At 71.7% G+C, this 19183-nt stretch carries 16 protein-coding genes; 8 read left to right on the top strand and 8 right to left on the bottom strand.

Annotation, left to right across the window (positions count from 1 at the left end; all coding sequences use genetic code 11):
* Window positions 1–567 precede the first annotated feature (567 nt).
* From ABT158_RS00325 to mtrA, 4 genes are all read right to left on the bottom strand, one after another.
* Window positions 568–1167, bottom strand: coding sequence for a ComF family protein (locus ABT158_RS00325; protein WP_352349279.1), 600 nt, complete (start codon window positions 1165–1167; stop codon window positions 568–570).
* Between the two features lie 359 nt (window positions 1168–1526).
* Window positions 1527–3251 carry an LpqB family beta-propeller domain-containing protein gene (locus ABT158_RS00320; protein ID WP_352349277.1) on the bottom strand — a complete coding sequence of 575 codons (1725 nt, stop codon included), beginning with the start codon at window positions 3249–3251 and terminating at the stop codon, window positions 1527–1529.
* On the bottom strand, window positions 3238–4974 hold the full coding sequence (mtrB, locus tag ABT158_RS00315; RefSeq protein ID WP_502911459.1) for an MtrAB system histidine kinase MtrB: 1737 nt from the start codon (window positions 4972–4974) through the stop codon (window positions 3238–3240). The genes ABT158_RS00320 and mtrB overlap by 14 nt, the downstream gene beginning before the upstream one ends.
* Before the next feature lie 18 nt (window positions 4975–4992).
* On the bottom strand, window positions 4993–5670 hold the full coding sequence (gene mtrA / locus ABT158_RS00310; protein WP_043620615.1) for an MtrAB system response regulator MtrA: 678 nt from the start codon (window positions 5668–5670) through the stop codon (window positions 4993–4995).
* A 268-nt stretch (window positions 5671–5938) separates the two neighbouring features.
* On the opposite strand from mtrA, the gene ABT158_RS00305 reads away from it, so the two are divergent.
* From ABT158_RS00305 to ABT158_RS00285, 5 genes are all read left to right on the top strand, one after another.
* Window positions 5939–7321, top strand: coding sequence for a DUF7847 domain-containing protein (locus tag ABT158_RS00305; protein WP_352349273.1), 1383 nt, complete (start codon window positions 5939–5941; stop codon window positions 7319–7321).
* Window positions 7318–7944, top strand: coding sequence for a DUF4129 domain-containing protein (locus ABT158_RS00300; RefSeq protein WP_352349271.1), 627 nt, complete (start codon window positions 7318–7320; stop codon window positions 7942–7944). Before ABT158_RS00305 ends, ABT158_RS00300 begins: the two co-directional genes overlap by 4 nt.
* A complete protein-coding gene (locus ABT158_RS00295) occupies window positions 7941–9230 on the top strand; it encodes a DUF4350 domain-containing protein (RefSeq protein WP_352349269.1) in 1290 nt (429 codons plus the stop codon). Before ABT158_RS00300 ends, ABT158_RS00295 begins: the two co-directional genes overlap by 4 nt.
* Window positions 9231–9243: 13 nt before the next feature.
* Window positions 9244–10200 (top strand): AAA family ATPase, encoded by a 957-nt coding sequence (locus tag ABT158_RS00290; RefSeq protein ID WP_352349267.1) that lies wholly within the window; start codon window positions 9244–9246, stop codon window positions 10198–10200.
* 67 nt (window positions 10201–10267) lie between these two features.
* On the top strand, window positions 10268–11641 hold the full coding sequence (locus ABT158_RS00285) for a DUF58 domain-containing protein (protein ID WP_352349265.1): 1374 nt from the start codon (window positions 10268–10270) through the stop codon (window positions 11639–11641).
* A 47-nt stretch (window positions 11642–11688) separates the two neighbouring features.
* Here ABT158_RS00285 and ABT158_RS00280 read toward each other — a convergent pair whose 3' ends face one another.
* Window positions 11689–12681 carry a stage II sporulation protein M gene (locus ABT158_RS00280; RefSeq protein ID WP_352349263.1) on the bottom strand — a complete coding sequence of 331 codons (993 nt, stop codon included), beginning with the start codon at window positions 12679–12681 and terminating at the stop codon, window positions 11689–11691.
* Between the two features lie 51 nt (window positions 12682–12732).
* Here ABT158_RS00280 and ABT158_RS00275 point away from each other — a divergent pair, with 51 nt between their 5' ends.
* Complete coding sequence (locus ABT158_RS00275; RefSeq protein WP_352349261.1) at window positions 12733–13716, top strand: RDD family protein; 984 nt, start codon at window positions 12733–12735, stop codon at window positions 13714–13716.
* Between the two features lie 27 nt (window positions 13717–13743).
* Here the strand turns inward: ABT158_RS00275 and ABT158_RS00270 are convergent, their stop codons facing one another.
* Entirely contained in the window at window positions 13744–15150 is a 1407-nt protein-coding gene (locus ABT158_RS00270; RefSeq protein WP_352349259.1) for an LVIVD repeat-containing protein, read from the bottom strand.
* Window positions 15151–15318: 168 nt separating this feature from the next.
* On the opposite strand from ABT158_RS00270, the gene ABT158_RS00265 reads away from it, so the two are divergent.
* Entirely contained in the window at window positions 15319–15951 is a 633-nt protein-coding gene (locus tag ABT158_RS00265) for a DUF305 domain-containing protein (RefSeq protein ID WP_352349257.1), read from the top strand.
* Window positions 15952–15955: 4 nt separating this feature from the next.
* Here the strand turns inward: ABT158_RS00265 and ABT158_RS00260 are convergent, their stop codons facing one another.
* Both ABT158_RS00260 and ahcY read right to left on the bottom strand, forming a co-directional pair.
* Entirely contained in the window at window positions 15956–17191 is a 1236-nt protein-coding gene (locus ABT158_RS00260; protein WP_352349255.1) for an adenosylhomocysteinase, read from the bottom strand.
* 65 nt (window positions 17192–17256) lie between these two features.
* A complete protein-coding gene (ahcY, locus tag ABT158_RS00255; protein WP_502911470.1) occupies window positions 17257–18690 on the bottom strand; it encodes an adenosylhomocysteinase in 1434 nt (477 codons plus the stop codon).
* Window positions 18691–18786: 96 nt separating this feature from the next.
* Between ahcY and ABT158_RS00250 the strand changes: the two genes are divergently transcribed.
* Window positions 18787–19122, top strand: a complete 336-nt coding sequence (locus ABT158_RS00250; protein ID WP_352349251.1) for a MerR family DNA-binding transcriptional regulator — start codon at window positions 18787–18789, stop codon at window positions 19120–19122.
* Window positions 19123–19183 lie beyond the last annotated feature (61 nt).

Below are 19183 nucleotides of genomic sequence, written 5' to 3'. Positions count from 1 at the left end.
GGGGTTTCCTGTCCGCCTCTCTGTCACCGCTACCCTCTTCCGCCACGACGTCACCGGGATCTCGGGTGGCACCCGTCCGGCCGACCTGGTCTTCGACCCCACATTCGCCTGCTGAGGATTTCGCAGCTCTGTTGCCACTACTGCCCTTCTCTTCTGGCGAGGGACATCTGGACCCTCGGGAAGGCAGGACTTACCCCTAAGCCGCACCGTGATCGGTCGACAAAGAGTCGCCTTACGTGGACCGTTTTGCCTGCGGCTGGCCTCGGCTAGCAGAGCCGGGGACACCGGCTCTGCGCAACCACGGACCCGGACGGGTGCCATGTCAGAACGCTATCCGCATCCTGGGCGAATGTCAGCCGGAGGCTCGGCCAAAGGATCACTTTCCGTGATTTTCCCGGAGTTCCGGGCGTCCGAATGACCCTGGCGCCGGCGGTCGCCAACCCCTGCGGCCACGCGGCTTCCGGCCGCCTGAGCTGTGCCGCTTCTTGTTCCCGGGAAGAGACATCCCCCCTTCAAGACGCCCCCAAGAATTGGATCTTTCTTTACCGACAGTGATGCCGAGCAGTTTCAAGATCTTCGGCGTGTCGCGGCGACGGTGGCCGCCATCGGCGCCCGCAGACCGGCGGCGCGCAGTGCTCGCGCGGCTTCGGTGAGCGAGGCGCCGGTGGTCACGACGTCGTCCAGCAGCACCGCAGACGGCGCTGGAGGGCCTTTCGCGCGCTTGGCCACACAGAGGGACCCGGCGAGGTTCGCGGCGCGCTGGGTGGAGCTCAGGCCCGCCTGGTCGGCCACCCGCCGCGCCTGCCGCAGCGCCGCCCACGGCTCGGCCCGCACGCCGGACGCGACCAGATGACGGGCGACGAGCACCGCCACCCGGCCCATGGGATCGTGGCCACGGACCCGCAGCGCCCTGTTCGCGCTCGGCACCGGCACGACGGCGAACGGCCCCCGCGCCCACCCCGCCCCGGCCCCGGCCGCCGCGCCCAGCGCCGTGAGCACGGTGAACGCCAGCACCTGCGCCAGCACGCCGGCCAGCCCCACCGCCCCCCGCTCCTTGTACGCCAGGATCGCCGCGCGGGCCGCGCCCTCGTACGGCGTGGCCGACCAGCACTCGGGCAGGCCGGGCGGGCCCGGCTCAGGCCCGCGCCTGGCGGGCGCGACCGCCATCCCGGCCGCGCACCCGGCGCAACACCGCGCCCCGGCACGCCCGCAGCCCACGCAGGACTGCGGCAGAAACACATCAAGCACCCCCGCCAACACGCCCCCCAGCATGCCCCCCACCGCCGACAGTTCCCCGACTCCGATCCGGAGGCCCCTGGCAGTCCAGGCGAAGGACCACCCCAGGGACGACCAAACCCAGGCGAAAGAGGACACCTTCCGCGTCCAGGCGGCGGACCCTTCCGGGGACGCACCCCGAGCCCAGGCGAAAGAGGACGCCCTCCGAGTCCAGGCGGAGGACCATGCGCCCCCGAGCCCAGGCGAAAGACGGGACGCCTTTCCAGGCGGAAGGCGGTCCGGGGGCGGGTTCAGCCCAGGGGGAAGAACGGGTTCTTGGCGTTGGGTTCGATCTTGCTGGTCCAGCCCTGGCGGTCCTGGTTGAGCTCGATGATCTTGGGGCCCTTCTCGGTGCTCGCCTCCGCGAGCACCCGCCCGTTCAGCGCCGTCACACCCGCCAGCCGGTCCTTCAGCGGGATCCCGATGGTCTCGCCGTCGCCGATGTCGATCTCGTTCAGGATCTGCCCGGCCTTGCTCTTGATGAGGACGAGCAGGTGCTCGTCGTCCTCCCAGGCGATGTCCTCGATCTCGTACTCGACCTCCGTCGAGGTCAACGTCTGGAGGTTGCCGAGCATGGGCCCGTTGAGCCCCTCGCTCAGCGCCCCGAGCTGCACGGTGTTCTTGCCGGTGCGCAGGGCCACCCGCACGCCGTCCCTGGCGATCCGGAACGCGGTGACGTCGAGGCCGTCGAGCCCGGGGGCGGAGACGCGCTCGGGGCCGCGCCCGCCGTTGGGGTCGTACCGCAGGACCACCTTGTTGTGCTGGTCGAACGTCCACAGGGAGCCGTCGCGGCGCCAGGTGGGGTCGGTGAGGTCGGCGCCCTCGACGACCTGCTGCCAGCGGCCCTCGGGGGTGAGCCCGGCGATCGAGATGCCGGTGGAGGTGCGCGCCGCGACGATCGCGCCGGTCTGCTGCGTGGACAGCGCGAACGCCTTGAAGTCGGTGTTCCCCTCCCCCGCCGGCCCGGACACGGCGACGCCGGGGCCCTCGTTGCTCATGACGTGCACGGACCCCTTGCTGGTGTAGTACGGCGTGCCGCCGCCGTTCTCCAGCCAGTGGGCCTCCAGGTTGGGCGGCTCGGTCCAGTACTGCTCGCCGTCGACCTGCACCTCGATGGTGCGGCTGTTGGCGACCTTGTTGCTGGTCAGGCTGTACTTGAGCTGCGCCACCAGGGCGGCCTTCTCACCCAGGTCGAGCGGCAGGAGCGGGCCCGAGAAGTTGATCAGGACGCGCTCGTCGCCGGTGCCGACCGACTCGACCTGCGTGCCCTCGGGGAAGACGGTGCCCACGGCGCCGCGCAGCGCGCCGCTCGGCCCCTTGAGCAGCCGCTTGACGATGGTCAGGGCGAAGGTCTCGGTCGGCTTGAGCCGCAGGCACACCCGGTCGACGACCAGGCGCTCGCGGGCGCTGTTGAGGTAGTACAGGTTGGTCAGCCGGTACGCCCGCGCCACGTCGGACTTGGTGAGCAGCAGCCCGTCGGGCAGGTCGTCGACCCGGTAGACGCCGCGGGCGTCCTTCTTCAGCACGAACAGCCGCTCGGGCGCGTTCCCCGACAGCGGCACGTACGCGTCGTCGGGGTCGATGCGGGCGACCTGCTTGCCCTTGAGCCCGTACGTCTCCGCCTCGTCGCCCTCCCCCGGGGGCTCCACCTGGAACGCGTCCTCGATCACCGTCACCGGCCCGGACGCCTTCCACTTGGCCTGGGCCTTGGGCGTCAGGTACCTGGCCAGCACGGTGGGGTCGTCGGGGTAGGCCGCCATGGCCGCCTGGAGCCCCCTGATGAGGAACTCGGGGTTCCAGTCGTCGCGCGGCGGGACGGCGATCATGCGCTGGAACGGCTTGTTCAGCGGATCGCCGCCCCCGGTGTCGCTCACCGTGTACGGCCCGCTCACCGGGATCACGGTGCACCCCGAGCCCGCGCAGGCCACGGCCGCGGCGAGGGCGACCGCGGCGCCCACCCGTCTAGTCCTCCTCATGGCCGCCTCCGTCCCCCGAGGCCGGGAGCAGCACCGGCGTCATGTGGCTGCGCCAGGTGCGCCGCATCTCGATCTCGGGCGGCACGAGCGACAGCGGCGAACCCTTCAGGTCGGCCCCGGCCAGCCTGGGCAGCGTGAGGCGGAACTGTGAGCCCTCGCCCGGCTGCCCCCACGCCTGCAGCCAGCCGCCGTGCAGCGTGGCGTCCTCGCGGGAGATGGCCAGGCCGAGCCCGGTGCCGCCGATGGTCCTGGCCCTGGACGGGTCGGCCCGCCAGAACCGGTCGAAGACCATCGTCTCCTCGCCCGGCTTGAGCCCGATCCCGTGGTCGCGCACGGCGACGGCGACGGCGTCCCGGTCGGCCCCCACGGTCACCACGATCTCCCTGCCCTCGCCGTGCTCGATGGCGTTGAACAGCAGGTTGCGCAGGATGCGCTCGACGCGGCGGTTGTCGACCTCGACCATGCACGGCTCGTGCGGCAGGCGGATGTCGAAGCGGGTGGAGTGGCGCTCGGCCAGCGCCTCGGAATCGGCGATGGCCCGGTGGACGACGTCGCGCATGTCCACGGAGTCGACGTCGAGCGTGGCGGCGCCGGCGTCGTAGCGGCTGATCTCCAGCAGGTCGGCCAGCATCGACTCGAACCGTTCGAGCTGGGCCTGCATCAGCTCGGCCGAGCGGGCGGCCATGGGGTCGAAGTCCTCGCGGGCGTCGTACAGCAGGTCGGCGGCCATGCGGACGGTGGTCAGCGGCGTGCGCAGCTCGTGGGAGACGTCGGAGACGAACTGGCGCTGGACCTGCGACAGCTCCTCCAGCTGGTGGATCTTGAGCGCCAGGTTGGCGGCCATCTCGTTGAACGAGTTCGCCAGGCGGGCCAGGTCGTCCTCGCCGCGCACCTTGAGGCGTTCGTCCAGCTTGCCGGCGGCCAGGCGTTCGGCGGCCTGGCGGGCCAGCCGCACGGGCGTGACGACCTGCCGCGCGACCAGGTACGCGATGGCGGCCAGCAGCAGCACGAGCCCGAGCCCCACCACGACGATGGCCAGCCGGACGTTGGACAGCAGCTGCTCTTCCTCGCTGAACGGGAAGAAGTGGTAGACCTGGTAGTCCTCGCCGGTCGTGGGCTCGTGCACGACGCCGCCGACCACGAACGTCAGCGTGGCCTGGCTCTGCCCGGCGAACCTGATCGACTCGATCTGGGCCTCGGTCTTGCCGTACTCTTCCCGGTTCATGTACTTCTGCAGGCGCTGGCGGAGCGAGGCGGGCACGTCGGCCTGCACCACCCGGCCCGAGGCCCGCGACATGCCGGGCTTGGCCTCGTTGAGTATGAGAACGTCGTAGCGCTTCTTGGAGCCGTCCTCGCCCGACCCGGTGACGGTGTCCATGACCTCGTCGAGCGGGTTGACCTTCTGGTCGGTTTCGGGGGCCTTGCCGCCGTCGTCGGAGGGCGGGATCAGCGCGTCGGCGATCTGCAGCCGGTCGGCGTACGCCTCGTTGAGCGACGACTGCTGGCTGCTCGCGACCACGGACCGGTTGATCTCGTCGGACAGGAACGTGCCGAGGACGACCACGACGGTCACGGAGATCACCAGTGTGCTGGTGACCACCTGAAGCTGGAGCGAGCGCCGCCACACGCTGCGCACCCGGCTCGCCGCACGGCGCACCCTCCGGCGGACGCCGCCGAGAATCTGGCGGATCGTCCGTCGGCGGGCTTTTCTGGTCGGGGGCATGGCGGGGCGGGGCGAAGGCTAGGCGGGGCCGGCTTTGTAGCCCACGCCGCGGACCGTCACGACGATCTCGGGGTGCTCGGGGTCCTTCTCGATCTTGGCGCGGAGCCGCTGCACGTGCACGTTCACCAGCCGGGTGTCGGCGGCGTGCCGGTAGCCCCAGACCTGCTCCAGCAGGACCTCGCGGGTGAAGACCTGGCGCGGCTTGCGGGCCAGGGCGACGAGCAGGTCGAACTCCAGCGGCGTGAGGTTGATCGTCTCCTCGCCGCGCTTGACCGAGTGGCCGGCCACGTCGATGGTGATGTCGCCGATCTGCAGGATCTCCGGCGTCGGCTCGTCGGTGCGGCGCAGCCGCGCCCGCACCCGCGCCACGAGTTCCTTGGGCTTGAACGGCTTGACGATGTAGTCGTCGGCGCCGGACTCCAGCCCGAGCACGACGTCGATCGTGTCGCTCTTGGCGGTGAGCATCACGATCGGCACCCCCGACTCCGCCCTGATCCTGCGCGCCACGTCGATGCCGTCGGCGCCCGGCAGCATCAGGTCGAGCAGGACAAGGTCCGGGCGTGTATCCCGGAACGCGTCGAGGGCCTTGTCGCCGTCGGAGACGAAGGACGGCTCGAAGCCTTCTCCGCGCAACACGATGCCGAGCATCTCGGCGAGAGCGGCGTCGTCGTCGACGACCAGCACGCGACCTTTCATGGCCCCTCATTCGTTCTACGCATTGTGGGACATACCCGCACGATCGCTGAAGGTTACCCTTGGTCGGCCCATGTGTGGGACATGAGCCCTGCGAAAGGCGAATTTTAGGTTCCCCCGGCAACCACAAACCCAGTCTGCGGTAACGGAGCGACTTTCGGCCATCCCCGGCTGCCTTCCTTGCCCCGTTTCGCCGATAAATGAGGGCAAGATGAGCCGGCGAATCGCCTCGGTGACACCAGCCACCCGCCCAGCGTGCCAGGATTGGGATATGTCAGACGGTCACGGACGCACGCCCGAGACGCCCCCAGGCTGGTCTGCCGAACAGCCCCCGCCCTACAGCGCCCCGCAGGCTTCACCGTGGACCGCGCCGGGATCGCCCACGCAGACGCCGTACGGCCAACCGTACGAGCCGCAGGGCGAAGCCCCCCAGCCGCCGCCCTACGGCCCGCCGGGGCCTCAGCAACCCTACCCCCAGCCGGGCCACCCGCAGTCCGGTCATCCGCAACCCGGCTACCCCCAGCCCGGATATCAGCAGCCCGGATATCAGCAGCCCGGCTACCAGCAGGGCGGCTACCAGCAGGGCGGCTACCAGCAGGGCGGCTACCAGCAGCCCGGCTACGGCTACATGCCGCCGCCCGCGCTGCGGCCCGGCATCATCCCGCTGCGGCCGCTGGGGCTCGGCGACATCCTCGACGGCACGATCAAGCTGATCAGGTCCAACCCCAAGGCCGTGCTCGGCCTGTCCGCCGTCGCCGCCCTGCTCGGCGCGGTGCCGCTGGCCGTGGGACAGGCGGTGATGCTCGGCTCGATGGGCGACATCATCAACGACCCGCAGGCCGCCTCCGCCGGCCTCGACAGCTTCTACGGCATCGTCGCCCAGTACGGCGGCATGCTGGTCTCGTACGCGATCCAGTTCGTCGTGGTCACGGTGCTGACCGGCGTGCTGACGCGCATCCTCGGCCGGGCCGTCTTCGGCGGCAACATCACCGCCGCCGAGGCCTGGCACCTCAGCAAGGGCCGGCTCCCGGCGCTGTTCGGGGTCGTCGGGCTGATGGCCGCCATGATGGTCATTCCCCTGATCGTCGTCACGCTGGTCGTGGTGGCGCTGGCGATGAACGTCTCCTCCTCCGAGGGCGCCGGGCTGATCATCGGCGTGATGGGGCTGTTCGTCCTGCTGTTCATCCCGTACTACCTGTTCATCACCACGCGCTTCGCGTTCGCCGCGCCCGCCGTGGTGCTGGAGGGCAGGGGGCCGATCGACGCGATGCGGCGCTCGTGGCACCTGGTGACCGGCGACTTCTGGCGGGTGCTCGGCATCCTGCTGCTGACGTCGCTGCTGGTCGGCCTGGTGGCGGGGGTGCTGTCGGTGCCGTTCTCGTTCGGCGGGACGCTGATCGGCATGCTCGGCGCCGGCTCGCCCGGCTCGGCCGTGGTGGCGGCGGTGTTCATCGCCGCCGGCGCGACGCTGAGCGCGATGTTCTCCTACCCCTTCCAGGCCGGCGTCTCCGGCCTGCTCTACGCCGACCGGCGCATGCGCGGCGAGGCGTTCGACCTCGTGCTGCAGACCGCGGCGATCGAGCAGCAGCGCCAGGGTTGGGTGCACGCCTCCGCCGACGACCTCTGGCACCCGTCCAACTCAGCCAGGTCGTGAGCCCGGTCGGCCGGGAGGAGGCGGCGCGCAAGGCGGCCGAGGAGCTCCTCAAGCCCGGATACGAGAAGGAATCCCTGTTCGACCAGCTCTACCGGCGTCTGGTCCAGTTCATCGGTGACCTGACCGACGCCGTGACGGGCGGCGGCCCGGCCGGCGGGATCATCGCCGCGGTCGTGATCACGCTCATCATCCTGGGCGTGATCCTGCTGGTCGGCTGGCGGCTGCGCAGGACCGCCCGGCGGAACGCCATGGCCCCCGGCGGCCTCTACGGCGAGCGCCTGCTCAACGCCGCCGAGCACCGCAGGGCCGCCGAGCGCCTGGCCGCCGAGGGCGACTGGACGCAGGCCATCCGCGAACGCCTCCGCGCCATCGCCCGCGACCTGGAGGAACGCGCGCTGGTGGACGGCATGCCCGGCCGCACGGCCGACGAGCTGGCCGCCGAGGCGGGCAGGGCGCTGCCCGGCTTCGCCGCCGAGCTGGCCGCCGCCGCGCGCTCGTTCGACGACGTCAGCTACGGCGGCGTGCCCGGCACGCAGGCCGCGTACCAGGCGATGAGCGACCTGGACGAGCGGCTGCGCCAGGCGCGGCCCGTCCCGCTCGCCGTGGGAGGCGGGCCGTCGTGAGCGTCTGGAACTCCGAGCCGGCCGCGGCCGGCAGCGCGCCGAGCACGAACACCACCCCGGCCACCGCCCCGGTCGCCACCCCGGTCGCCACCCCGGTCGCCACTCCGGTCGCGACCTCCGCGCCGGGGGCCGCCGGGCCGTCCGCCGCCACCTCCCCCACCGCCCGCTCCACCTGGCGGGCGAGCCGCGTGATCATCGTGCTGGGCCTGGTCGTCGTCCTGGTCGCGGTGGCCGCGGTGCTGCTCGGCCCGCAGCGGGGCCCCTCGCGCTTCCTCGACCCCGCCGACAGCTCGCTCGCCGGGTCGAAGGCGCTGGCGGAGCTGCTGCGGGCGCGGGGTGTCCAGGTCGACCGGGTCGACTCGGTCGAGGCGGCCGCCGCCAAGGCCGCGGGCGGCGGCCGGCTGCTGCTGGTCACCGACCTGACCTACCTCGACGAGCACCGGCTCGCCGAAATCCCCGGCGACCGGCTGATCGTCGGCGACCTGCCCGGCCTCGACGTGCTGGCCCCCGGCACGAGCACCGAGCGCGAGCCGTCGCGGGTGCGCTCCCGCGAGCCCGGGTGCGCGCTGCCCGCCGCCACGCGGGCCGGCAGCGCGTACGTCGGCGGCCTGGTGCTGAACGGCCCGCCCGGCGCCGCCGCCTGCTACCCGGCCGGCGAGGGCTACTCCCTGGTCAGCTACCGCACCGGCGACGGCGCCACCACCACGGTCGTCGGCGACGGCCAGTTCATGACCAACCTGCGCCTGCCCGAGGACGGCAACGCGGCCCTCGCCCTCAACCTCGTCGGCACCGGCAGGCCCGTCACCTGGCTGGTCCGCCCGGACAATCCGCCCCCGCCCGACCTGCCCGGCTCCGAGGGCAAGTCGATGTACGAGCTGATGCCGCCGAGCGTGCCGTGGGCGATCCTGATGACCTGCCTGACCGTGGCGCTCGTCGCGTTCTGGCGGGGGCGCCGCCTCGGGCCGGTGGTGACCGAGAAGCTGCCCGTCGTCGTGCGGGCCGCCGAGACGGTCGAGGGCCGCGGCAGGCTCTACCGCGCCAGGAGGGCCAGGCAGCGGGCCGCCGACTCGCTGCGCGCCGGCACGGTCGACCGGCTCACGCCCCGCCTGGGCCTGGCCCAGGGCGCCGGGCCGCACGAGCTGGTCGCGGCCCTGGCGGCGCGGATCGCCGACGACCCGCAGGTGGTCGGCGCCGCACTGTACGGCCCGCCGCCGGCCGACGACGCCGGGCTCGTCGCGCTGGCCGGGTACTTGGACTCCATCGAAAGGCAGGTCAGTGAACTCTGAGGAGACTTTCCGCGTGGCCCCCTCGGGCGAGGCGGCCAGGGAGGCGCTCGGCGCGCTGCGGGCCGAGGTGTCCAAGGCCGTGGTCGGCCAGGACGCCGTGGTCACCGGGCTCGTCATCGCCCTGCTGTGCCGGGGGCACGTGCTGCTCGAAGGCGTGCCGGGCGTGGCCAAGACGTTGATGGTGCGCACTCTCTCAGCGGCTCTGGCGCTCGACTTCAAGCGCGTGCAGTTCACGCCCGACCTGATGCCGGGCGACGTGACCGGCTCGCTGATCTACGACGCGAAGACCAGCGAGTTCGAGTTCAGGGAGGGGCCGGTCTTCACGAACCTGCTGCTCGCCGACGAGATCAACCGCACCCCGCCCAAGACGCAGGCGGCGCTGCTGGAGGCCATGGAGGAGCGGCAGGTGAGCGTGGAGGGCGCGGCCCGTCCGCTGCCCGACCCGTTCGTGGTCTGCGCGACCCAGAACCCGGTCGAGTACGAGGGCACCTACCAGCTGCCCGAGGCCCAGCTCGACCGGTTCCTGCTCAAGCTGACCGTGCCGCTGCCGCCGCGCGAGCACGAGATCTCGGTGCTCGAACGGCACGCGCGCGGCTTCGACCCGCGCGACCTGTCCGACGTCAAGGCCGTGGCCACGGCCGAGGACCTGGCGGCCGGCCGCGAGGCGGTCTCCCAGGTGCACGTGGCCCCCGAGGTGCTCGGCTACATCGTCGACGTGGCCCGCGCGACCAGGAGCTCGGCGTCGCTGCAGCTCGGCGTCTCGCCGCGGGGCGCGACGGCGCTGCTGGCCGCCTCCAGGGCGTGGGCGTGGCTGTCCGGGCGTCCCTACGTGACGCCCGACGACGTGAAGGCGCTGGCCAGGCCGGCGCTGCGGCACCGCGTCCAGCTGCGGCCCGAGGCCGAGCTGGAGGGCGCGACCGCCGACGGCCTGCTCGACGGCATCCTGGCCTCGGTCCCGGTCCCGCGCTGATGGCCCGCTCCGACGCACGCTCCGACGCACGCGAGAGGTACGCGGCGGGCTCGGCCGGGAGGCGCCGATGGCTCTGACGGGACGCGCCGGGCTGCTCGCCGCGGCCGGGATCGTGGTCGTGCTGCTCGCGCCGCAGCCCGGGGCCGCGCTGGCCGGGGTCTGCCTGCTGCTGGCCGCCGCGATCATCGTGGACCTGGTGTTCGCGGGCGCCGTGCGGCCCCTGCGGTTCCACCGTTCGGGCGACACGCTCGTACGGCTGGGGCAGACGGCCACGGTGGAGCTGATCGTGGAGAACCCGGGCCGCCGGCGGGTGCGCGGCCGGATCAGGGACGCCTGGCCGCCCTCGGCCGGTGCCGTCCCCCGGGTCGCCGAGCTCGACGTGCCGGGCGGCGAGCGGCGCAGGATCGTGGTCACGCTCAACCCGACCAGGCGCGGGGACCGGTCGTCGGTGGCGGTGACCGTGCGGTCGGTCGGGCCGCTCGGCCTGGCCGCCCGTCAGGGCAGCCACCGTTCGCCCTGGTCGGTGCGGGTGCTGCCGCCATTCCTGTCGCGCAAGCACCTGCCGTCCAGGCTGGCGCGGCTGCGCGAGCTCGACGGCCGGCATCCGGCGCTGGTGCGCGGGCAGGGCACCGAGTTCGACTCGCTGCGCGAGTACGTGGTGGGCGACGACGTGCGCTCCATCGACTGGCGGGCCACGGCGCGCCGCAACGACGTGGTCGTGCGCACCTGGCGGCCGGAGCGCGACCGGCGCGTGCTGATCGTGCTCGACACCGGCCGCACGTCGGCGGGCCGGGTGGGCGACGCGCCGCTGCCCCTGGCCGGGGCCGCCGCGCAGGGCCCGGGGCTGCTGGTGCGTCCCGACCCGCGGCCCGCCCCCGGCTGGCCGCGGCTCGACTGGTCGATGGACGCGGCGCTGCTGCTGGCCGCACTCGCCGCCAGGGCCGGCGACCAGGTCGACTTCCTGGCCTACGACCGGGCGGTGCGCGCGTGGGTGAGCGGCGCGTCCCGTACCGAGCTGCTGTCGTCGCTGGTCAACGTGATGGCGCCGATCGAGGCCGAGCTGGTCGAGGCCGACGGGCAGGGCATGGTGGCCGCCGTCCTGTCCCGGGCCAAGCGGCGCTGCCTGGTCGTGCTGCTCACCGATCTCAACGCGGCGGCGCTCGACGAGGGCCTGATGCCGGTGTTGTCGCAGCTGTCCTCGCGGCACCTGGTGCTGGTCGCGGGCGTGTCCGACCCGCGGGTGGCGGCCATGGCGGCCAGGCGCGGCAGCACCGAGGAGGTCTACGACGCGGCGGCGGCCGAGCAGGCCCAGCTCGCCCGCAGGCGCATCACGGCCAGGCTGCGCCGGCACGGCGTCGAGGTCGTGGACGCGCCGCCCGAGGACATCGCGCCCGCGCTGGCGGACGCCTACCTGGCGCTGAAGGCCGCGGGCCGGCTCTAGACCGCGCTCTAGACCGCGCTCTAGACCGCGCTCTGGACCGGGGGCTGCTAGGCCGTGGGGGCGACGTCGGGGGCGCGTTCGACGTCGCCGGTCTCGTTCTCGCGCAGGGCTCTGCGGCCGAAGACGATCACGTACGTCAGGAAGGCCGCCTCGGCGAGCACGCCGATGCCCACGCGCACGGCCGTGGGCAGCCCGGACGGCGTCACGAACGCCTCGATCAGGCCCGACACGAACAGCACCACGACCAGCCCGAGCGCGACGCTCATCACCGCCCGGCCCTGCTCGGCCAGCGCCTCCAGCCGCCTGCGCGGCCCCGGGTCGATCACCGTCCAGCCCAGGCGCAGGCCGACGGCGGCGGCCAGGAAGACGCCGGTCAGCTCCAGCAGGCCGTGCGGTGTGATCAGGCCGAAGAAGATGTCCAGCTTGCCCCTGGAGGCCATCAGTCCGGCCGAGACGCCGACGTTCTCGGCGTTGCTGTAGAGGATGAAGGGGATGGGGATGCCGAGCAGGATGGCGTAGATGATGACCTGGGCCGACACCCAGGCGTTGTTGACCCACACGTGGCTGGCGAAGGAGGCGGCGGGGTGCTCGGAGTAGTAGTCGGCGAAGTCGTGGTCGACGAGCTGGGCGATCTCGTCCGGCGAGGCGATCGACGCCTGCACGTCGGGATTGGCGGCCACCCACGCCCCCAGCACCCACGCGACCGCGATGCTGGCCAGCGCCGCGGCCAGCCACCACCACCGCGCCCGGTAGGCCACCACGGGGAAGGAGACGGTGAAGAAGCGGGCCAGCTCCCGCCAGGCGGGCGTGTGCGCGCCGGTCACCGCCGACCTGGCCCTGGCGACCAGCGCCGACAGCCGTCCGGCCAGCACCGCGTCGCGGGAGGAGGAGCGCACGATGGACAGGTGCGTGGACACCCGCTGATAGAGGTCGACCAGTTCGTCCACTTCCGCGCCGGTCAGCGAGGAGCGGTTCTTGACCAGGTGGTCGAGCCGGTCCCAGACGGGGCGGTGTGCTGTGACGAACGCGTCGATGTCCACCCGACCATTGTGGCCGCTCGATCAGTGCGGCATTGCCGTTAGGCTCCACATATGTCAGAGGTTGTGACCGGGGACGCCGTCGTCGTCGAGGTGCGGGTGGCCCAGATGCCCTCGCGCGCGGTGGCGTTCGTCATCGACATGACGGTGCAGCTCGTCGTGCTGATCGGCGCGTACATGCTCCTGGGCGCGTTCGCGGCCGTCACGGACGACGCCATGCTCGGCGCGGCCATGATCGTGCTGCTGGTGCTGGTCATGATCGGCTATCCGGTGCTCTTCGAGACGCTCAGCAGGGGGCGCAGCCTCGGCAAGCTGGCGCTCGGCCTGCGGGTGGTCGCCGACGACGGCAGCCCGGAACGCTTCCGGCAGGCGCTGTTCCGCGGGCTGGCCGGGCTGGTGGAGTTCTGGATGTTCTCCGGCGCGCCCGCGCTGATCTCCTCGCTGGTCTCCCAGCGGGGCAAGCGGCTCGGCGACGTCTTCGCCGGGACCATCGTGATCTCCGACCGGGGGCCGCGCGAGAGCGGGCAGGCCATCCTCATGCCGCCGCCGCTGGCCGCGTGGGCCGCCACCCTGGAGCTCTCCCAGCTTCCCGAGGAGGTGGCGCAGGCCGCCCGCCAGTACCTGATGCGCTGGCACGACCTCACGCCGCAGGTCCAGCACGACATGGGGGTGCGCATCGCGACGCAGACCGCGTCCTTCGTGTCGCCGGCCGCGCCCGCGGGGGTGCCGCCGCACGCGTACCTGAGCGCGGTGCTGGCCGAGCGCCGGCGGCGGGAGGAGGCCCGCTTCGCGCGCCAGGCCGCCCTGGCAGCCGGCGCCGCGCCACGGCCCACGCCGTACGCGCCGTACCCGCAGCCTGGGCCGTACCAGCAGCCGGGGCCGTATGCGCCGCAGGGGCCGTACCAGCAGCAGGGGCCGTACCCGCAGGCGCCGCCGCAGCAGGCGCCCTACCCGCGGCAAGCTCCGCAGCGGCCTCAGCCGGGGCCCGCGCCGGAGCCGCCGAAGGCGACTCCGGGCGGGTTCGCGCCGCCGCAGTGAGCCGGCGGCGCGGGATCGTTCAGCGGATCAGTTGCCGCCGGGGACGCCGCGCCCGTGCTCGGGGTACGAGCCCTGCGTCTGCGCGTTCAACAGGTCCATCTTGACGCTGTTGGCCTGGTTCGTCCGCGGGTCGTTGAGCTTGAGCACGTCCAGGCCCAGGTTGAAGTCCGAGCCGTAGATGTAGCCGTTGTAGTAGTACGCCGACCAGAAGCCACCGTCGAGCGGCGGAGCGGTCTCGTCCGGCCCGCGCTCGAAGTAGGCGATCTCCTGCGGGTGGGCGGAGTCGGTGAAGTCCACCACCGAGATGCCGCCCTGGTACCACGCCTGCACCATGACGTCGCGGCCCTTGACCGGGATCAGCGAGCCGTTGTGCGCGACGCAGTTCTCGGTGTCGGCCTGGTGACGGGCGATCTTGAAGTAGCCCTTGAACACGAGCTGCCCGCCGACGATGTCGTAGTAGGCGTTGGCGCCCTTGTTCGGGCCGATGGCCGCGTTGCAGGTGGCCCGGCTGCCGCCGCCCAGCTCGTCGGTGAAGACGACCTTCGTGCCCTCGTTGTTGAACGTGGCCGAGTGCCAGAACGCGAAGTTCACGTCGTCGCGCACCTTCGCGGTGACCTTGGGCTGCTCGGGGTCGGAGATGTCGAGCAGGATGCCCTCGCCCATGCAGGCGCCCGCGGCGATGCCCTTCTCGGGGTAGGCGGTGATGTCGTGGCAGCCGGTGGTGGCCGACTTGCCGTTCGGGTACGGCAGCGGCAGGCCGGGGTTGCCGCCGTCGGGGAACAGGTTCGGCGTCGCGACGACGGCCGCGGCGGCCGGGTTGTCCAGCGGCACCTTGATGATCGAGATCAGGTCGTGCGGCGGCTTGCAGTCGGGGTAGTTCGCGTTGGGGCCGTAGGAGGAGACGTAGATGTAGACGTTCTTGCCGTCGCGGCCGGGCACCAGGGTGTTGGTGTGCGAGCCGCAGTTGGTCTCGACCGACTTGACGTACTTGGGGTTGGACTTGTCGCTCACGTCGAAGATGCGCATGCCCTCCCACGACTCCTTGACGGAGGCGCTCTGGGAGGTGCTGCTGCACGAGTCGTTGTTACGCGAGGAGTCGACGGACCCGAACAGCAGGTTGCCGTAGACGGACATGTCCATCTGGCCGCCGGGGCACACGACCGAGCTCACCAGCGACGTCTTCTTCGGCTGCTTGATGTCGTAGATCGAGAAGCCGTAGTAGTTGCCGACGAAGGCGTAGTCGCCCTGGAAGGCCATGTCGGTGTGGATGTCGGACAGCGCCTGTGGCTTGGGCACGTTCGTGACGTGCGTGATGTTGGAGCTCATGACGATCTCGCCGGGAGCCGGGATGTCCGCAGCCTGGGCGGGCAGTGTGGCGCCCGTTGCCGCCACGAGGGCGGCGACCAGGATGAGGGCCCTGCGGGGGGTGAACACTCCGTGGTCCTCCTATAAAGGGGGCATAAATCTCCGCCATCGTCGCTCACGTCCCTGGGACCTGGCCAGTGTCCAATGTGTCAAATCTTGTTCCGTTTCAACCTCTTTCGCTGGAGCGGTATATGGCCTAGAGTCCGCATTCTCGTCCCGAGCCAGTCAGGAGGCCGAGTGCGCGGCGCGCTCATCGTCATCGCGGGCACGCTGATTGCCCTGTCCGGCTGCTCCTCCGGCGCGTCCTCCGCGCCGCGGGCCGACTCCACCGCGCCGGTGCTCGCCCCCGGCCGTCCGGGCGAGCAGGCCCGCACGCTGGCCCCGGGCGAGGCGGCCACCGCCGTCCCCGGGCCCACGGCCAACGCCGCCGACATCACGTACGTCCAGGACATGATCGTCCATCACCGGCAGGCCCTCGACATGGCGATCCTGGCTCCCACCAGGGCGGACTCCGTCAAGCTCAAGGGCCTGGCCGACCGGATCAAGACGGCCCAGGGCCCGGAGATCCAGTTCATGACCACCTGGCTCAAGGAGCAGGACCAGAAGGTGCCCGACCACCACGCGGCGCACGGCGACATGCCCGGCATGGCCACGCCCGAGCAGATGGCGGCGCTGAAGGCGGCCACGGGCAAGGACTTCGACCGGCTGTTCCTGGAACTGATGATCAAACACCATCTGGGCGCCCTTGAGATGTCCGACCGGGTCCTGACCGCGGGCTCGCACATCAAGATCGAGGAGCTGGCCACGGACGTCAGCGTCACCCAGACGGCCGAGATCCGCCGCATGCAGGAGATGCAGGCGGCCCTCTAGGCTCCTAGGAGCCGACCCGCCAGGAGTGGAGGTAGTCCTCCTGCTCCGGGGTCAGCGTGTCGATGCCGATGCCGGCGGCGGCCAGCTTGAGCTTGGCCACCTCGTGGTCGATCTCCTCCGGCACGTCGTACACGCCGGGCACCAGGCCCGCCCGCTGCCCCGCCAGCCAGGCCACGGCCAGCGCCTGCGCCGAGAACGACATGTCCATGACGGCCGCCGGATGGCCCTCGGCGGCGGTCAGGTTGACCAGACGGCCCTCGGCCAGCAGCAGCAGGCGATTGCCGTCGGGCATGACGTACTCGTCGGTGTTCGGGCGCACCCCCCGGTGCACCTCGCGGGCCATCTCGTCGAGGGCCCGCACGTCGATCTCGACGTCGAAGTGGCCGGCGTTGGCCAGGATCGCGCCGTCCTTCATCACGGACAGGTGCTCGGCCCTGATGACGTCCCGGTTGCCCGTCACGGTGACGAACAGGTCGCCGATCATCGCCGCCTGGGCCATGGGACGCACCTCGTAGCCCTGCAGGGTGGCGTCGAGGGCCTTGACGGCGTCGATCTCGGTGACGACGACCCGCGCGCCGAGCCCCTTGGCCCGCTCGGCCACGCCGCGCCCGCAGAACCCGAACCCGGCCACCACGACCGTACGACCCGCGAGCATGGTGTTGGTGGCGCGCATGATCCCGTCGAGGGTGGACTGCCCGGTGCCGTACCGGTTGTCGAACATGCGCTTCGTACGGGTGTCGTTGACGGCCACGACCGGGAAGCGCAACGCCTGCTCGGCCGCCATCTGCCGGAGCCGGATGATGCCGGTCGTGGTCTCCTCGCACCCGCCGCTCACGCCTTCGAGCAGGTCGGTGCGCTCGGTGTGCAGGATGTTCACCAGGTCGCAGCCGTCGTCGAGCACGAGGTCGGGGCCGAGGTCGAGGGCCTGGTGGATGTGCAGGTAGTAGGTGGCGCGATCGACCCCGGCCCGCGCGTGCACGGCGATCCCGTACGCGCGCAGGGCCTCGGCCACGTCGTCCTGGGTGGACAGCGGGTTGGAGGCGGCCAGCGCGATCTCGGCGCCGCCCGCCTTCAACGCGCCCATGAGCACGGCCGTCTCGGCGGTGACGTGCAGGCAGGCCGCGATCTTGAGCCCGTCGAGCGGGCGTTCGAGCGCGAACCGCTCGCCGATGGCGGTCAGCACCGGCATCGAGCGCGCGGCCCAGGAGATCTGCCGCTCGCCGCTTTCCCAGAGATCCATGCCCAGCCCCTCGCGAAAAAGGGCGGCTCCGGGAGGGACCCCCCCTCCCGGAGCCGCCCAGACGATCAGTAGCGGTAGTGGTCGGACTTGTACGGGCCCTCGACGTGCACGCCGATGTAGGCCGCCTGCTCCTTGGTCAGCTCGGTGAGCTTGACGCCGAGCGCGTCGAGGTGGAGGCGGGCGACCTTCTCGTCGAGGTGCTTGGGCAGCGTGTAGACGCCGATCGGGTACTCGGCCGTCTTGGTGAACAGCTCGATCTGCGCGATCACCTGGTTGGTGAAGGAGTTGGACATGACGAAGCTGGGGTGGCCGGTGGCGCAGCCCAGGTTCATCAGGCGGCCCTCGGCCAGCACGATGATGGAGTGGCCGTCGGCGAAGACCCACTCGTCGACCTGCGGCTTGATGTTGTTCTTCACGATACCGGGCAGCTTGGCCAGGCCGGCCATGTCGATCTCGTTGTCGAAGTGGCCGATGTTGGAGACGATCGCCTGGTGCTTCATCTGCGCCATGTGCTCAGCGGTGATGATGTTGAAGTTGCCGGTGGTGGTCACGAAGATGTCGGCGATGCCGACGACGTCCTCCAGCGTGGTGACCTGGAAGCCGTCCATGGCCGCCTGGAGGGCGCAGATCGGGTCGATCTCGGTGACGATGACCCGGGCGCCCTGGCCGCGCAGCGCGTCGGCGCAGCCCTTGCCGACGTCGCCGTAGCCGCAGACCACGGCCACCTTGCCGCCGATGAGCACGTCGGTGGCGCGGTTGAGGCCGTCGATGACGGAGTGGCGGCAGCCGTACTTGTTGTCGAACTTGGACTTGGTGACCGAGTCGTTGACGTTGATCGCCGGGAAGAGCAGCTGGCCGTTCTTGTGCATCTCGTAGAGACGGTGCACGCCGGTGGTGGTCTCCTCGGTCACGCCCTTGATGCTCTCGGCGATGCGCGTCCAGCGCTTGTCCTCGCCGACCGTGCGGGTGAGCAGGTCGATGATGACGTGCCACTCCTCCGGGTCGTCGGCGCCGGCGGGCGGCACGGCCCCGGCCTTCTCGTACTCGGCGCCCTTGTGCACGAGGAGCGTGGCGTCGCCGCCGTCGTCGAGGATCATGTTGGGGGCGTCACCGCCGGGCCAGGTGAGGGCCTGCTCGGTGCACCACCAGTACTCCTCCAGCGTCTCGCCCTTCCAGGCGAACACGGGGACGCCCTTCGGGTCTTCGACGGTGCCCTCGGGGCCGACGACGACCGCGGCGGCGGCGTGGTCCTGGGTGGAGAAGATGTTGCAGCTGACCCAGCGGACCTCGGCGCCGAGCGCGACCAGCGTCTCGATGAGCACGGCCGTCTGGATCGTCATGTGCAGCGAGCCCATGATCTTCGCGCCGCGGAGGGGCTGGGAGGCCGCGTATTCCTTACGCATCGCCATGAGGCCGGGCATCTCGTGCTCGGCGAGCCGGATTTCCTTACGGCCGAAGTCGGCAAGTGAAAGGTCGGCGACCTTGAAGTCCATCGGGATTCCCCTCGCGTCACGATTGCTGTCGCGGACGAGTTTAGGCGGCGCTCGGGCGGCCTCGCATCTCCGAGACAGCGAAACTGACGTAAGAATGTAAGGATGCGCATCACGGAAGCGGCCAAGCGGCTCGGCATGTCCCCACGAATGCTCCGATACCGGGAGGCGCTGGGCCTGCTGCCGCCGGTCCGTGAGCGGGGGGCGCACCGCAGATTCGGGCCCGAGGAGCTGGCCGCCGTGGCGCAGGGGGTGGAGCTGGAGAAACGGTTCGACGTCTCGCCCGCCGAGCTGGCCTTCGCGTTGCGCGTGCTGAGCGAGCCGCAGGTGGCCGCGGCCGTGCGCGACCTGGGCGTGCGCATCGGCCGCATCCAGGTGCCGCGCCGGGCCCTGGACTTCGAGAAGGAGAAGGCCCTGAGGCTCCTGCGCCCCCGGGGCTGAGCGTCACACGCCCCGCGGGGCGTCAGCCGGCCGCCGTGCGCGGCCGGCTTCCGGGACGACC

This window comes from Nonomuraea sp. NPDC001636, from assembly GCF_040298265.1.
GTDB lineage: Bacteria > Actinomycetota > Actinomycetes > Streptosporangiales > Streptosporangiaceae > Nonomuraea.
The sequence above is the reverse complement of the archived record's forward strand: the minus strand, read 5'-3'. Positions and strand labels throughout refer to the sequence as shown.

Bases quoted from the DNA above. Each gene is read 5' to 3' on its own strand.
- ABT158_RS00275 (WP_352349261.1), top strand. From the start codon at position 12,733: ATGTCAGAGGTTGTGACCGGGGACGCCGTCGTCGTCGAGGTGCGGGTG.
- ABT158_RS00325 (WP_352349279.1), bottom strand. From the start codon at position 1,167: ATGGCGGTCGCGCCCGCCAGGCGCGGGCCTGAGCCGGGCCCGCCCGGC.
- ABT158_RS00260 (WP_352349255.1), bottom strand. From the start codon at position 17,191: ATGGATCTCTGGGAAAGCGGCGAGCGGCAGATCTCCTGGGCCGCGCGC.
- ABT158_RS00250 (WP_352349251.1), top strand. From the start codon at position 18,787: ATGCGCATCACGGAAGCGGCCAAGCGGCTCGGCATGTCCCCACGAATG.
- ABT158_RS00305 (WP_352349273.1), top strand. From the start codon at position 5,939: ATGTCAGACGGTCACGGACGCACGCCCGAGACGCCCCCAGGCTGGTCT.
- ABT158_RS00285 (WP_352349265.1), top strand. From the start codon at position 10,268: ATGGCTCTGACGGGACGCGCCGGGCTGCTCGCCGCGGCCGGGATCGTG.
- ABT158_RS00320 (WP_352349277.1), bottom strand. From the start codon at position 3,251: ATGAGGAGGACTAGACGGGTGGGCGCCGCGGTCGCCCTCGCCGCGGCC.
- mtrB (WP_502911459.1), bottom strand. From the start codon at position 4,974: ATGCCCCCGACCAGAAAAGCCCGCCGACGGACGATCCGCCAGATTCTC.
- mtrA (WP_043620615.1), bottom strand. From the start codon at position 5,670: ATGAAAGGTCGCGTGCTGGTCGTCGACGACGACGCCGCTCTCGCCGAG.